This window comes from Faecalimonas hominis, assembly GCF_054660755.1.
Window position 1 is genome coordinate 1 of record NZ_BAAHSH010000052.1, and the last position, 14,225, is coordinate 14,225.

The window sequence follows — 14,225 nt, forward strand, 5'->3', positions numbered from 1 at the left end:
ACTTTTCTTCATAGTCTCTCTAAAAAAGATTGCGATAATTATCGCAATCTTTTTTACGTCTATTCTTCTGTTGTCTCAGATACTTCCGGTTCATTTTGTACCGGTTCTTCCACGTCTTTTTGTTCCAACTGCTCCGGCTCTTCCACTTTCATCTCAATTCTCTGTTTCTGTGGTTCTTCCTCTTCTTCAATTCCCTGTACTTCACGGAAAATTTTCATAAATTCTTTGCCGGTAATTGTTTCTTTCTCAATTAGGAATACCGCAATCTTATCTAACGCCTCACGGTTTTCAGAAAGAAGACGTTTCGCTTCCTCATAAGCATCTTTTAACATCTTCATTACTTCTCTGTCGATTTCTGCTGCCGTTTCCTCACCGCAGTTTGTCACCGGACGTCCGTCCAAATATTTATGCTGAACGGATTCCAAACCGATCAGACCGAATTTCTCGGACATACCATACTGTGTAATCATTGCTCTCGCAATCTTTGTCGCTTTTTCAATATCGTTGGACGCACCTGTTGTCACCGTGTCAAAAACAATCTCTTCTGCTGCACGCCCTGCAAGCATACCTACGAGCATTGCCTCCAACTCTTTCTTCGTATTAAGGAATTTCTCTTCCTCAGGTGTCTGCATAACGTATCCTAACGCTCCCATTGTTCTTGGTACGATTGTAATCTTCTGAACAGGTTCTGCATCTTTCTGCAATGCACTTACCAATGCGTGTCCTACCTCGTGGTATGATACAATTCTTCTTTCCTCCGCATTCATAATACGATCTTTCTTCTCTTTTCCAACAAGGACAACTTCCACAGCCTCAAATAAATCCGCCTGTGAAACAACCTGTCTTCCATTCTTAACCGCATTGATTGCGGCTTCATTAATCATATTGGCAAGGTCTGAACCTACCGCTCCCGAAGTTGCAAGAGCGATCGCTTCCAAATCAACCGTCTCGTCCATCTTAACGTCTTTTGCGTGTACCTTTAATACGTCGACACGACCTTTTAAATCCGGTGCGTCCACGATAATACGTCTGTCAAAACGTCCCGGTCTTAATAATGCCGGATCAAGAATCTCCGGTCTGTTTGTAGCCGCCAATAATAAAAGTCCTTTATCTGTGTCAAAACCGTCCATCTCGGCTAACAACTGGTTCAATGTCTGCTCACGCTCATCGTTACTTCCCATGGCATTGTCACGGCTCTTTCCGATAGCGTCAATCTCATCAATGAAAATAATACAAGGCGCCATAGACTGTGCCTGCTTAAATAAATCTCTCACTCGCGAAGCACCTACACCGACATACATCTCCACAAACGCTGAACCTGAAAGTGAGAAGAAAGGTACTTTCGCCTCTCCCGCAACAGCTTTTGCCAAAAGTGTTTTACCTGTTCCCGGAGGTCCTACAAGCAATGCACCCTTTGGAAGTTTTGCACCGATGCTTGTATATTTGCCCGGATTATGAAGGAAATCAACAACTTCTTGCAAAGATTCCTTCGCCTCGTCCTGACCTGCCACGTCCTTAAACGTAACACCGGTCTGTTTCTCCACATACATCTTGGCATTGCTCTTGCCTATCCCCATCATGCCTCCGCCTTTGGACATTTTTCTCATAAAGAATGAGAAGACTCCAAATAAGAGTAATGTAGGCAATACCAATGTGAGCATGATATTCCAGAAAATATCAGAACCGGAATCCGGAATTTCCTGTGTATATTTTACTCCTGCCTTATATAACCGTTCTGATAACTTATCATCTTTCACAACACCCGTGTAATATTTCGGCGCCACTGAAGGAAACATAAGTTCCGAGTCCTTACTGCTGTCTTTCTTCTTCGGTGTAATCTCTATCTTATCCGAATTAATCTTAACTTTTTCCACTTTGCCTTCATCGACCATCTTCAAAAACTGGTCGTAAGTAATCTCTTTCGGATTGCTTCCCGGCATAAACCGATATAACGCCAACACTAAAAATAATGTAATCAGTGTTGTAAAAAGAATAATCCCCCAACCTTGTCTGTTGTTTTTCTGGTTTTTATTCTTATTATTATTATTTTGATTATCCATATCCTTCCTCCTATTTCTCATCTATTATATTATAAAGATGGCTTTCCCATAAATCAATAAAAAGATTGTGAAAACTGGCACTCATTTCTAAAACTTCTATTAAATTGTTTTAGACAAATTCTTTTTTTTGTAGTATACTATTTTTTTAAGCATAACCAGTTATTTTAGAAATTCAAGAAAGAGGAAGCAAGTTTATGAAAATCGGATTTGATAATGACAAGTATTTAAAAATGCAATCGGAGCATATCCGTGAGCGCATCAACCAATTTGATAACAAACTGTATTTGGAATTTGGAGGGAAACTATTTGATGACTATCACGCGTCCAGAGTATTACCCGGGTTCGCACCTGACAGTAAACTCCGCCTCCTCATGCAACTTTCTGATCAGGCAGAAATAGTTATTGTTATTAGTGCAGGAGACATCGAGAAAAATAAAATTCGCGGTGACTTGGGAATCACATACGATACAGACGTTCTTCGTTTAATGGAAGCATTCAAAGAAAATGGTTTGTTTGTCGGAAGTGTCGTAATCACTCAGTATTCAGGACAAAATAGCGCCAATCTATTTAAGAGCAAGTTGGAACATTTAGGAATTAAAGTGTACATTCATTATTGTATTGAAGGCTATCCTTCAAATATTCCTCTCATCGTCAGCGATGAAGGTTACGGCAAAAATGATTACATCGAGACTTCAAGACCTCTTGTTATCATCACTGCTCCGGGACCGGGAAGCGGAAAAATGGCAACATGCCTTTCTCAACTTTATCACGAGCATAAGCGCGGCGTTCGCGCAGGATATGCGAAATTTGAAACTTTCCCTATTTGGAACATTCCGCTGAAGCACCCTGTAAATCTTGCTTACGAGGCTGCCACCGCCGACCTAAATGACGTTAATATGATTGACCCTTTCCATTTAGAAACATATGGCGTGACTACAGTAAACTACAATCGTGATGTAGAAATTTTCCCTGTACTCGATGCCATTTTCGAGAAAATTTATGGCGAAAATCCGTATAAATCTCCAACTGACATGGGTGTAAATATGGTTGGTAATTGTATTTCCGATGATGAGGTTTGCCAAAATGCCTCTAAACAGGAAATTATCCGCAGATATTATGATGCTTTGAACGGACTTGCAGAAGGAACACATTCAGAGGAAGAGATTTTTAAAATCGAATTATTAATGAAACAGGCTCATGTGACAACAGATGACCGTGTTGTTGTTTCCGCTGCTTTACAGCGCGCTGAGGAGACGGGAGCACCTGCTGCTGCAATTGAGTTAGATGACGGAACAATTATTACGGGAAAAACTTCAAATTTATTGGGTGCATCTGCAGCACTTTTATTAAATGCATTGAAGCATCTTTCCAAAATAGATGATGAACTTCACATGATCTCACCTGAAGCGATCGAACCGATTCAAACGTTGAAGACAAAATACCTCGGAAGTAAAAATCCGCGTCTCCACACAGATGAAGTTCTTCTGGCACTCTCCATCAGCGCAGCGTCTAATCCAAACGCTGAACTCGCTTTGGAGCAGATTCCGAAATTAAAAGGCTGCCAGGTACACACGACTGTCCGTCTGTCTTCCGTAGATGTGAAAATGTTTAAGCGTCTCGGCATTCAACTGACTACTGAATCGAAAGATGAAAATAAAAGGATTTATCAGTAAGAACAATAAAAGGAAATCCCTTCCCCTCAACAATGAGAGGAACCGGATTTCCTTTTAGTTTATATGGAAACTTCTATAATTTCAGCCCCCATACCGTTCAAATATACCTGTTCGTCTTTACTGAATTTCTTCTCTGTTATAACTCCCGTGTAATCTCCCAGACAATTAATTTTTGCCATCGCCTGTCTGTCGAATTTGGAACCGTCCACTGCAAGATACGCATTTCTGCACTGCTTTGGTGTTTCTCTTTTCAACCACATTTTATCTACAGTTGGGGTCATCACTTCAAATTCATCATTTATGGAAGCCGCACCGAAAAATCCTACATCGAACTTAAAATCTTTTAACATTTCCGTCGCATAGTGTCCAAACATACTTCCCGTCGCTTTTTGCACATGCCCTCCGCAGACAAATAACTCTACCGGACTGTTTTTCAGCAACTGCGCAATTTCTAAATCATTTGTCACAACTAAAATATCCGGTATGTCCATGATTTTCCTTGCAATCTCATAAGTTGTCGTTCCCGCATCAAGAAATACCGTATTTCCCGAAACTACATATTCCGCGCATTTCTCCGCTATCGCCGCTTTCTCTTCACAGTGGCTTGTCTGCTTATCCATATAAGTCACTTCCTGTTTTGCTACTGCTCCGCCGTGGCATCGTTCAATTTTCCCATCTTCCTGAAGTTTCAGCAAATCACGGCGTATTGTCATCGTACTTACTCCCAGTTCCTGCGCCAATTCTTCCACCTGTACACTTCCATATCGATAAAGGAATTCTGTTATTTTCTCTCTTCTTTCTGCTGCCAGCATATTCCTTCCTCCTTAACGTCCTGCAACCTCTTAAGCCAAGTATATCATAGTTGTAACAAAAAAACACCTGGAATACGTCGTTTATCACTCCATATTCCAAGTGCTTTCTTACATAAAGATATTCAATATCAATACTTCCACTACACCGACAGCCCATGCCACCGTTGAAGTAACTGACCAAACACGAAGTTGATCTTTTGCCTCGCTGACTCCCAATGTTCGATTGACTACCCAGAAATAACTGTCGTTAAAGTATCCGAAGAACAGTGAACCGACGCAGCAGGCAATTGCGCCTAAAAGCGGGCTTGCACCTGACGCTAAAATGATTGGGGCAGAAATACTTGCCGCCGTTGTCATGGCAACTGTTCCCGAACCTTGGATAAATCTCATCGCCGTCGCTATTAACAGCGGCAAAATGATAATCGGAATTGCCGTCTTAGCAAGTCCTTCTGCCATAAAGTTTCCAAGTCCTGAATCTTTAATAATCTGTCCAAGAGCACCGCCGCCACCTGTAACAAGCATGATGATACCTGCGGACATCATTCCCTTTTCCATCTCCATCAGCGCCGTATGTCTGTCCAATTTTCTTCCCAATGTGAAAATGGCAACAATCAATCCAAGTCCCACGGCAATAATCGGCTGTCCTAAGAAGATAAGCACGTTCATAATCCCTTTTGTCTGTCCCATCGCCGTCGCCACAGTGTTCACCAAAATTAAAATAATCGGAATTAACAGCGGCATAAAAGATTCAAATACCCCAGGCAGTCCTGTCATATCCATAGAAAATGCCGCCTCGTAATCAGGTTCCTGATATGTTGCTTCCACAATCTCTCCTTCTTCGTTCGGAATGCGATAATATTTCTTCGAGAGATATAATCTTGAGTATGCGATGCAGGCAATTGCCATAGGAATCGCCAAAAGGATTGTCATCAGAATAAAACTTCCAACATCAATACCGAAAATTCCACACACGCCTAACGGTCCCGGTGTAGGTGGAACTAATGAGTGCGTGATAACAAGGCCTGACGCCAAAGCAACACCTAAACCGATAACGGATTTCTTCGTCACTCTTGAAATTGCCTTTGCAATCGGTGCAAGTACGACAAATCCCGAGTCACAGAAAATCGGAATGGATACAAGGAATCCCGTAAAAGCAAGAGCCTCTTCCTCTCTCTTTTTACCAAATAGTTTCAGGAATGTATGCGCCATTCTTTTTGCGGCTCCGGTCACTTCAAAGATTTGCCCCATCATAACTCCAAATCCGATGATAATTCCGATGCTGGATAACGTTCCTCCAAATCCGCTTGTAATTGAATTTAAAATTCCAAAGGTCGTTCCGTCCTCTAACGTAATATTATTAAGCGGCATTCCGCCTACCACACCTACAATAACCGTACAAATAATTAAAGCTAAGAACGCCTGAACTTTTGTCTTTAATACCAGAAAAATTAAAACTGCAATCCCGATTGCAAGACCAATCAGCATTCTTTCACCACTAAGTCCATTTACCATAATTCCGCCTCCTATTTTGTAAAGTTAGGAGCATATTTTGCCGCAAGCAGAATGGCTTCAATCATGCTGACAGCGCTTACTACTCCTTTTCCCGCAATATCGAATGCTGTTCCGTGGTCTACAGACGTTCTGAGAATCGGCATTCCGTTTGTAATAGCAATTGTTTTTTCAAAGTCTAAAGTTTTCGTAGCAATATGTCCCTGGTCATGATACAAAGACAATACACTGCTGTATTTTCCCTGGGCTGCCTGATGGAATACGGAATCTGCTCCTATCGGACCTTCCACCTTATACCCCTGTTTTTTCAATTCTTCAATTGCCGGCACAATCTCTTCCACTTCTTCCCAGCCGAACAGACCGTGTTCTCCGCTGTGCGGATTTAATCCGGCTATTGCCATAACGCCGTCTGTCACGCCTAATTTTTCCAATGCTGCCGTACAACGTTTAACATAATCTATAATTCTGTCCTTTTTAATCATATCAAGCATTTCCCGTAGGGAAACATGTCTTGTCAGAAAGAACACTCTCAGCCCGTTTGTCTCAAACATTGTCAGCGGATCTTCCGTATTTGTCAGCGCGCCAAATATTTCAGTATGTCCGATGAAATTAATACCGCCTGCACGAAGTGACTCCTTATTGATAGGAGTTGTCGCCACCGCATCTACTTTTCCGTTGTTTGCCAACTCAATACTTTTTTCAATATAATCATAGGCAGCCTTTCCGCACATTCCGCTCACTTTTCCGAATGCAAATTGGCTCATATCCATATTGTCTATGTGAATAAGATTTAAAATTCCTTCCCGATAATCTCCCTGTTCCACATCGTCAATCACATTGACTGTTAAATTTTCGCCTGTAATTTTGATTGCATTATCCATCACTTCTTTGTTTCCGACAATTACGCATTTCGCTGCCGCCGTCACATCTTTTGATGCCACGGATTTTGCCACAATCTCCGGACCTACGCCTGCCGGATCTCCGATTGGCACTGCAATAAATGATCTTTTCATATTTTTCCTCCTAAACCTAAATGTATAATTTTTCTTTTAGATATGTAATGCACCGATTAATCGCATCGCTCTCTCCCTGACTTCCTCCCTTCGTAATAATATGTATTCCGTCAAATTCTCCTTTCAGAAACTGTCCATACGCCGCCAGAGGAAGCACCTCATCTTTTAACAAAAGTCCTGTCGTTTTATTTTTTCTGCAGACAGCCACCGTTATGTCTCCTCCGCTCGTATAAAGTCCTTTGAAACTTGTTTCCTTTTGGAAAATCCGATATGTAATTTCTGCAAAAGCGCTATTAATGCGCTCAGTCACTTCGTCCATTGAACAGTTATATTTTTCCATATATGGAATAAAATCAATTCGGTTCTCCGGATAAATGCCGTCTCCAACCACTGTGGATACAATATTTCTGCTGCTCTCTGATAAAATTTCTTCGGTTACCCTTTCAATTTCATTTTCTCTTCTGCTGTCCCCTTCCAACAATTCCTTCGTATGTACAAATACATTGTGCGTTCTCTGTGACAGCCACAATTCCTCCATCTGCGTCTTTGTGTTTGGATTTACACTTCCAACTACCGCAAGTATGCGGCTTTTTTCCTGTTTTTCCGCCGGAACAATTAGTTTTCTCGACAGTGTTGCCGTGAAAACTCCCGGATCTACCGCTACGGTTTTTAATCTGCTTGTAATAACCGCATCTGCAATCAGGTCTAAGTCTTCCTGCGTCACACAGTCTAAAACAATAATTCTGCTTCCCGCATTCACACATTCTTTCATTTTATCAGCCAGATAATGTTTTCCGTGCATTAAGTCTTTCATACAGATTAATGACACTTTATATTTACTCTGTTCTTCAAACAACACTGCAATTTCTGATTTTGTAACCGGTGTTTTCGGATCAATGGCAATATCTGTCTTGTGAAGGGGAATGCCATTAACTAACATATATCCGCCAATTGCAATCCTTTTGGAACTCGGAAAACAGGGAGCAACAATCGCCACATAATCTTCACCAAGCACGTCCAGCATTGCATCTGTTTCACTTCCCAGATTGCCTCTGAGTGTGCTGTCAATCCTTTTTGAATATACTTTTACTTCTTCATGTTTTAACAACTCACATACATTTTTTACCCTGTTGTACGATATTTCCGCGTCTACCCCTCTGCTATCTGTCGGATACAACACACAGTCACAATCTGACAGCATTTCCAGTTCAATTCGTTCCATATTCATGACCGTGTACGCTTTATAATTCATCTTCTTCAGCAGTACACCTGTCGCATTTGCTCCTGTCAAATCATCTGCAATCACTACACATTGTGGCATATTTTTCTGTTCCTCCCGTCTTTCTTCCTGTTTTAACAACTATTTTGTCAATACCTCAACTGTCTCTCTCAATGTCGTATCTTCTCCCACATTTCCCGGGAAAATCACATAAGGAGTCATTGGAAATTTACTTTCCCCGCCTGTCTGCCATACCGGAATTCCCGGTTTAATCTGCCCAAGCACATTCGCTTTCTTTACCGCCAACGCTCTCGTTCCTATATCGCTCGATGTAATTCCGCCTTTCGCAATAACAAACCGCGGCGTAACCTGAAGCCGTCCGACCAAAGACTGAACGGCGTCTGATATGCGTACGGATAATCTGAGTTCATCTTCCTTGTCTCCCGTATCCGCCGTAATAAGAGAACGTGTCGTATAACAGCAGACTGTCTTTCCATTTCGTATACAGTTTTCCTCTTTCTCAAGACAGCGCTCTACTTCTTTTGCAAAAGCATTTTCATCATGTACAAGAGATACGTCCAGTTCAATAAATTCAATATTTTCTAATTTCCGAAGTTCTTCCACCTGTCTGCTTGTCTTATCTGTATGGGAACCTACGATGACAACACCTCCGTTGTCCGTTTCTTTTACAATCATCTGCTCTTTTGTAAGAAGCGGCTGATCACTGATTCCTCCCATTACTTTCACAATCGCTGCAGCCGTGCGGAACATAAATACTTTTCCTTTTGCCATTGCCCTGTACAGCGCCACACAGAATACTTTAATGTCCGCATAATCCACTGCATTTACAATAATCTTGTTAAATCCGTTCACCTCTGACAATGTTTGTTCTATCTTATCAATATTCATGCTGCGCATATCTTCCAACGGAATACGGCAGACGTCTGATGCTTTGTATTTTCCTTTTGTCTTTTCTTCCACATATTCAGGCATTGTTCCCGCCGTATAACCAAACGTGGAATCTTTCGCAAATTCTGTTTCATTTGCCGGTATCAATTCGTTACCGTATTTGACATAATGTACATTGTCGATTGTAAAACGGCCTCCCTCCTTAAAAAACGGACAAATAATTTCTCCATCAATTATCTTTCCTGTATTTTTCTCGTAATCTTCTTTTAAAATTTCCGTTTCTAAAGGATAATGTCCTCTGAGCGTACTGTCACTTCTGCTAATAAAGATATATTCTTTTCCGGTTTCCTTTGATACTTCATCTATAACCGACGCAATCTCATGATGTACTTTTGTCGTCTGTTCTGCCGTAAATCCGCGGGAGTTTGTCAAAATATAAAAAAGACTGTTTTTTTCCTCAAATCCCTGTAGCATGCTATCTTTATCCCAGTTTGTATATACGGATATATCATGAACCGTCTGCACTCCTGTAGGATCATCATCGAGAACAACTATTTTTTTCCCGTTATTCTCAATTTCTCTTCTCAGCAGATTATCAACATATTCTTCGTCTATTGCCTCAAATGAATTTAAAATCTCTGCACTCAGCATATCTCTCAGCCCTTTCTATTCTGATTTTTTCACTTCCACGTCTGCTAATTTTTCAAAATACTGTACGATTCCTCCGTGGTCATCATTCATATGTCCATGCACTTTCAATGTCTGTAAAATCTCATAAAGTTGTGCCGTATATGGAATCGGTACATCTAAAGAATGTGCCGTGTTCACCACATTTTTTATGTCTTTATGATTGATGCGGATAGGTCCTCCCGGCTTAAAATTCCGCTCAATAATCATCGGTATTTTTGCGTCCAACACTGCGCTTCCCGCTAATCCGCCTCGGATTGCCTCGTAAACTTTCTGCGGATCCGCTCCCGCCTTCGCTGCCAGCACAAATGCTTCTGATACAACCGCAATCGTGTTGTTTACGATAATCTGATTTGCAAGTTTTGTTACACTTCCGCTGCCGCTGCCGCCAATGAGAAGTGCCGTTGAACCCAGAATGTCAAAATACTTTTGCAGCGCTTCAAAATCTTTTTCATCTCCGCCTGCCATAATTGCCAATGTACCTGCTATCGCTCCCGGTTCTCCTCCCGATACCGGAGCATCTACAAATCCAACACCTATCTTCTGTAATCTTTCATAGCACTCTCTTGATTCAACCGGAGTTACCGAACTCATATCACATACAATACTTCCTTCTTTCAGTGTAGATGCCACGCCATCTTCACCAAAGAGAATGGATTTGACAATATCTCCGCTAGGAACAATTATGAACACAATATCACATTTTTTTCCTATTTCAGCATAGGTAGTCGCATACGCTCCCGCCTCTTCAACTTCTCTTACCGCTTCCCTGTTCAAATCGAAAACCCACAGTTCTATTCCTGCTTTCAACAGGTTTTTAGCCATGGGCTTTCCCATAATTCCCAATCCGATAAAACCTACTTTCATTTCTTTCACCCTTTCTAATATTTGTTTGTTTATGTTCATATTTGTTATATTCTGTTCTTTTTTATTAGATTACTACATTCTTTCCCATTGGTCAATACTTTCTGGCAAAAAAATAAAAGTGCCGCAAAATCAAACAAATCATTTTGCAGCACTCTCACTTATCTCATATCTGGAGGGGTACCCTGTTTTCTGTCATTCTGCCCGTTTCCCGGCGCCTGTCCCATTCCCTGTGCGTTCCCGTAAATTAAACTGTCCATCGTAATATTTTCCGTTGTTTCTTCTGCAGTCAGCGTATACTGACCTCCTTCTTTTACAGATGGAGCACTGATAATCACAGAAGTATACTCCTTATCCGGCGTCCACGAAACAATTTCTTTTTTATCTGCGTCCAGTAAAGTAATTGCACTTTTTGATGACTGGGAATTCATCGCAACAAATATAACTCCCTGTGTAGAATCCTCCCCAAAACTTTGTGCCATTCCGGAAGAACCTGCTCCCACAAAAATTCCTCCTGTAATTTTTGCCGTTCCGCTATAATCCAGTGTTCCATTGCCATTATTTGTCGGCCCTGATACATAGGTTTCCCCGCCTGAAATTGTCAATTCTCCGTTAGAGTCAATTCCATCACCTGACGCATTTACTTTCAATTTTCCTCCTGAAATGTGAATATACGCGCCGTCTTCTGCCGCAAATTGATCTCCGCCAGGACCTTCAAAACCACTGCTGTCATTTCCGCCTGCCGCATTTAATCCGTCATCACTGCTGACTAACTGAATGTCCCCTCCCGTTATATCAATGCTGAGTCCTTCAATCCCTTCATAACTTTGTGTAATCTCAATTGTACCTCCGGATATTGTCGTGGCAGAGTTTCCATGAATTCCATCATCACCTGATGCAATTGTCCACTCCCCACCACTGATTGTCGTGTTCGCATTTGAATGAATACTGTCATCTGCCGTATTCAGATCGTATTTTCCGGCGGTCACAGTGAGGTCGCCTGCCGCTTTTATTCCTTTCATGCTGACAGAGTTTTCTTCCGCAGTATTCTCCTGCTCTCCTCTTGGTCCAAACTCCCATTTCTGTCCGTTTTTCTGAACATTTTCACTGCCGTCACCGGCAATGATCGTATATGTACCGCCGTCTGACTGAAGCCAGTTTCCCGCACTGATTCCGTCTCCCTTTGCTACAATTTCAAAGTTTCCTTCTGCTAAATAGACAAATCCAAGACTGTCGTCATCTGCATTTTCCGCATGGATACCGTCTTTTTCAGATGTAATTGTATATGTGCCGTTCGCCACACGCACGCTGTCTTTTCCCGAAAGGCCGTGAGACGCAGATTGAATTTCATACGTTCCGCTTGTAAGCACCAAATCATCTTTTGACACAATTCCATGTCCCGCTTCCGCATTAATCATCAGACTTCCCGTACCGTTTAAAGTTAAATCTGCCTTTGAAAAAATGACGGCATCAATATTATTGTCATCAATTGCCGTATATTCCCCACCGTTTTCCAATACATTTTCTGCGTTTTCAGTCGTTGTTATAAATACTTTATCGGCGGAACGGACATAAATTGCCGCCGAGGTTTCGTTTGTTATTTCTACTCCGTTTAATACAAGTTGCACTTTTTCCGTGTCCTTCACTTCCACAATTACCATTCCGTCCGTGAGCGCACCTGTAAGTACATAAGTTCCTTCCTCCGTAATCGTAACAATATTATCTGAAATTTTCACCGTATCGGAATCACTTGTCGTGCCGTTATCCGCCAATTTGATATTGACACTTTTTTCTTCGTCGTATCCTGTTTCCATATCTCTGTCCGAAAACATATTTGCAATATCAATGTTCTGCGTAGTGGAAGTTTTCGCCGTATCCGTATTTTCAGAATTACTGTTTTTATTTCCACAGCCGGAAACAATAAGTGTTCCGGCAAGGAAAACTGTCAGAAAAATTGTTCTTTTTCTCATATGCCACCTCCTATAATTCTCCAATAATTGTTTCCTGCTTAGAAACGGTAATTTCCAGATTTCCGTTTCTGCAGCGAAGTGAATCAATTAATTCTTTTTCTTTGTTCATATCACACAGTGTCAAATTATAAGTCAGTTTAAATAAACTTCCCATATTTGTTGTCTTTACTTGGACTAAATCACAAGTTTGTGTATATTGTTTTAGAATCCCGTCAAACACTTCCGTATAGTCTAAATCTTCCGGAATAGTAATATGTAACGTTTTATAAAGCGCCTTTTTCTTCCCGTTTCCAAAGTCCAGTCGGTAATACAGCAGTGTAATCCCGCCTAAAAGCACCGATACGAGAAGAGCATAGCCGAGATACCCCATTCCTGCCACAAGTCCCGTTCCCATAGCGAGAAAAATAGCGCCTATTTCCTTCGCAGAACCGGGAACGGATCGGAAACGCACAAGGCTGAAAGCGCCGGCTACCACAACCCCTGCTCCGACATTTCCATTTACCATCATAATCACAACACAGACGATAGCCGGCAGCACGGCAAGCGTCACTACAAAACTTGTCGTGTACCGTGTGCCGTACATATATGCCATCGACAAAATAAATCCGATTATCAGCGCACAGCCTACACAAAGTAAAAAATCCGACAGTGCAATCACATTTGTCATTTCCGTATCAAAAATCCCTCCAAATATTTTATTAACCATATTGTCTTCCTCCCATCTGTTTATATGCCAATCCGTATTTTGAAAACGAAGTTTTAAAAATTTTATTTTCCGTGAGTACCCTGCTGAGCCAGAGCGGAATTCCCCCAGATGTCTTAATTTCCATCAGTGTTTCATCTTCTCCCAGCAGCGCCTTACCGTAAATCGGGCTTCCAAGCGAAAGGTCTTCCTCCCGATATAAAATATTTTCATCAAAAGTCACTCTGAAATCACTTCCGTCCAGAGAATAGTACGCTTCACGCTCATAACTTAAAAACACTGTCGGCCGAAGCGAACCGTAATATTTCCAAAAATACTGGATTTCCTTTCCAATCTGCGAATTTTCCGGAAATGGTTTCCCGTTTAAAAAACTGTCCATAGCCTTGTCTCTCGGAAGAACCAATCTCCGTTTATAGACAACCGATTTATATTTTTTCTTTAGTTCTACAAAAACTGAATCTTCAGAACCTGCCGTATGATAACTTCTCACCCGCAGTTTTTCTTTGTATATCGGTTTTTCCAGCGAACGCCTGATTAATCTGTATGTATCCGTATCAAAATAAATATTTCGTATTGTTGTCCTTCCATATTTATCCAACTTCATATAAGGTGCCATACTGCACAGAATTTTTTCTTTTTCCCGTCTTGTCAAAAGATATTTTAATTCATATCTTTTAAAAGTCATCTGATGCGCCACACTATCACGCTCCTTTCCTGTTACTTCATATACTATAAAAGAGAAACCTTAAATGAACTTTAAAAGAATAAAAAAAACCGTCCGGTATATAAGTACCAAACGGTCTCTC

The 14,225-nt window shown here is 41.3% G+C and carries 11 protein-coding genes; 1 reads left to right on the top strand and 10 read right to left on the bottom strand.

The window, feature by feature from the left end; all coding sequences use genetic code 11:
* Positions 1-59: 59 nt before the first annotated feature.
* The gene (ftsH, locus tag ACYQ35_RS09715) at positions 60-2,060 is read right to left on the bottom strand and encodes an ATP-dependent zinc metalloprotease FtsH (RefSeq protein WP_459832878.1); all 2,001 of its coding nucleotides are present in this window, start codon (positions 2,058-2,060) and stop codon (positions 60-62) included.
* A gap of 194 nt (positions 2,061-2,254) precedes the next feature.
* Here ftsH and ACYQ35_RS09720 point away from each other — a divergent pair, with 194 nt between their 5' ends.
* Positions 2,255-3,733: a DUF1846 domain-containing protein gene (locus ACYQ35_RS09720; protein ID WP_009461234.1), complete on the top strand. Its 1,479-nt coding sequence runs from the start codon at positions 2,255-2,257 to the stop codon at positions 3,731-3,733.
* Between the two features lie 59 nt (positions 3,734-3,792).
* Here the strand turns inward: ACYQ35_RS09720 and ACYQ35_RS09725 are convergent, their stop codons facing one another.
* The 9 genes from ACYQ35_RS09725 to ACYQ35_RS09765 form a co-directional block, all read right to left on the bottom strand.
* Positions 3,793-4,545: a DeoR/GlpR family DNA-binding transcription regulator gene (locus ACYQ35_RS09725; RefSeq protein ID WP_009461235.1), complete on the bottom strand. Its 753-nt coding sequence runs from the start codon at positions 4,543-4,545 to the stop codon at positions 3,793-3,795.
* A gap of 108 nt (positions 4,546-4,653) precedes the next feature.
* Positions 4,654-6,057, bottom strand: a complete 1,404-nt coding sequence (locus tag ACYQ35_RS09730) for a GntP family permease (protein ID WP_009461236.1) — start codon at positions 6,055-6,057, stop codon at positions 4,654-4,656.
* An 11-nt stretch (positions 6,058-6,068) separates the two neighbouring features.
* Entirely contained in the window at positions 6,069-7,067 is a 999-nt protein-coding gene (gene pdxA / locus ACYQ35_RS09735) for a 4-hydroxythreonine-4-phosphate dehydrogenase PdxA (RefSeq protein WP_009461237.1), read from the bottom strand.
* Positions 7,068-7,083: 16 nt separating this feature from the next.
* Positions 7,084-8,388, bottom strand: a complete 1,305-nt coding sequence (locus tag ACYQ35_RS09740) for a four-carbon acid sugar kinase family protein (protein WP_459832885.1) — start codon at positions 8,386-8,388, stop codon at positions 7,084-7,086.
* A gap of 39 nt (positions 8,389-8,427) precedes the next feature.
* Positions 8,428-9,846 carry a four-carbon acid sugar kinase family protein gene (locus ACYQ35_RS09745; RefSeq protein WP_009461239.1) on the bottom strand — a complete coding sequence of 473 codons (1,419 nt, stop codon included), beginning with the start codon at positions 9,844-9,846 and terminating at the stop codon, positions 8,428-8,430.
* A gap of 15 nt (positions 9,847-9,861) precedes the next feature.
* Entirely contained in the window at positions 9,862-10,788 is a 927-nt protein-coding gene (gene garR, locus ACYQ35_RS09750; protein ID WP_084667654.1) for a 2-hydroxy-3-oxopropionate reductase, read from the bottom strand.
* A gap of 119 nt (positions 10,789-10,907) precedes the next feature.
* Entirely contained in the window at positions 10,908-12,716 is a 1,809-nt protein-coding gene (locus ACYQ35_RS09755) for a carbohydrate-binding domain-containing protein (RefSeq protein ID WP_459832890.1), read from the bottom strand.
* A 10-nt stretch (positions 12,717-12,726) separates the two neighbouring features.
* Positions 12,727-13,422, bottom strand: coding sequence for a DUF4956 domain-containing protein (locus tag ACYQ35_RS09760; protein ID WP_459832893.1), 696 nt, complete (start codon positions 13,420-13,422; stop codon positions 12,727-12,729).
* Positions 13,415-14,116: a polyphosphate polymerase domain-containing protein gene (locus ACYQ35_RS09765; RefSeq protein WP_009461243.1), complete on the bottom strand. Its 702-nt coding sequence runs from the start codon at positions 14,114-14,116 to the stop codon at positions 13,415-13,417. The genes ACYQ35_RS09760 and ACYQ35_RS09765 overlap by 8 nt, the downstream gene beginning before the upstream one ends.
* Positions 14,117-14,225 lie beyond the last annotated feature (109 nt).

What these genes read in the sequence shown, in the direction of transcription:
- ftsH (WP_459832878.1), bottom strand. Translation starts at nt 2,060, where the DNA reads ATGGATAATCAAAATAATAATAATAAGAATAAAAACCAGAAAAACAAC.
- ACYQ35_RS09720 (WP_009461234.1), top strand. Translation starts at nt 2,255, where the DNA reads ATGAAAATCGGATTTGATAATGACAAGTATTTAAAAATGCAATCGGAG.
- ACYQ35_RS09725 (WP_009461235.1), bottom strand. Translation starts at nt 4,545, where the DNA reads ATGCTGGCAGCAGAAAGAAGAGAGAAAATAACAGAATTCCTTTATCGA.
- ACYQ35_RS09730 (WP_009461236.1), bottom strand. Translation starts at nt 6,057, where the DNA reads ATGGTAAATGGACTTAGTGGTGAAAGAATGCTGATTGGTCTTGCAATC.
- pdxA (WP_009461237.1), bottom strand. Translation starts at nt 7,067, where the DNA reads ATGAAAAGATCATTTATTGCAGTGCCAATCGGAGATCCGGCAGGCGTA.
- ACYQ35_RS09740 (WP_459832885.1), bottom strand. Translation starts at nt 8,388, where the DNA reads ATGCCACAATGTGTAGTGATTGCAGATGATTTGACAGGAGCAAATGCG.
- ACYQ35_RS09745 (WP_009461239.1), bottom strand. Translation starts at nt 9,846, where the DNA reads ATGCTGAGTGCAGAGATTTTAAATTCATTTGAGGCAATAGACGAAGAA.
- garR (WP_084667654.1), bottom strand. Translation starts at nt 10,788, where the DNA reads ATGAACATAAACAAACAAATATTAGAAAGGGTGAAAGAAATGAAAGTA.
- ACYQ35_RS09755 (WP_459832890.1), bottom strand. Translation starts at nt 12,716, where the DNA reads ATGAGAAAAAGAACAATTTTTCTGACAGTTTTCCTTGCCGGAACACTT.
- ACYQ35_RS09760 (WP_459832893.1), bottom strand. Translation starts at nt 13,422, where the DNA reads ATGGTTAATAAAATATTTGGAGGGATTTTTGATACGGAAATGACAAAT.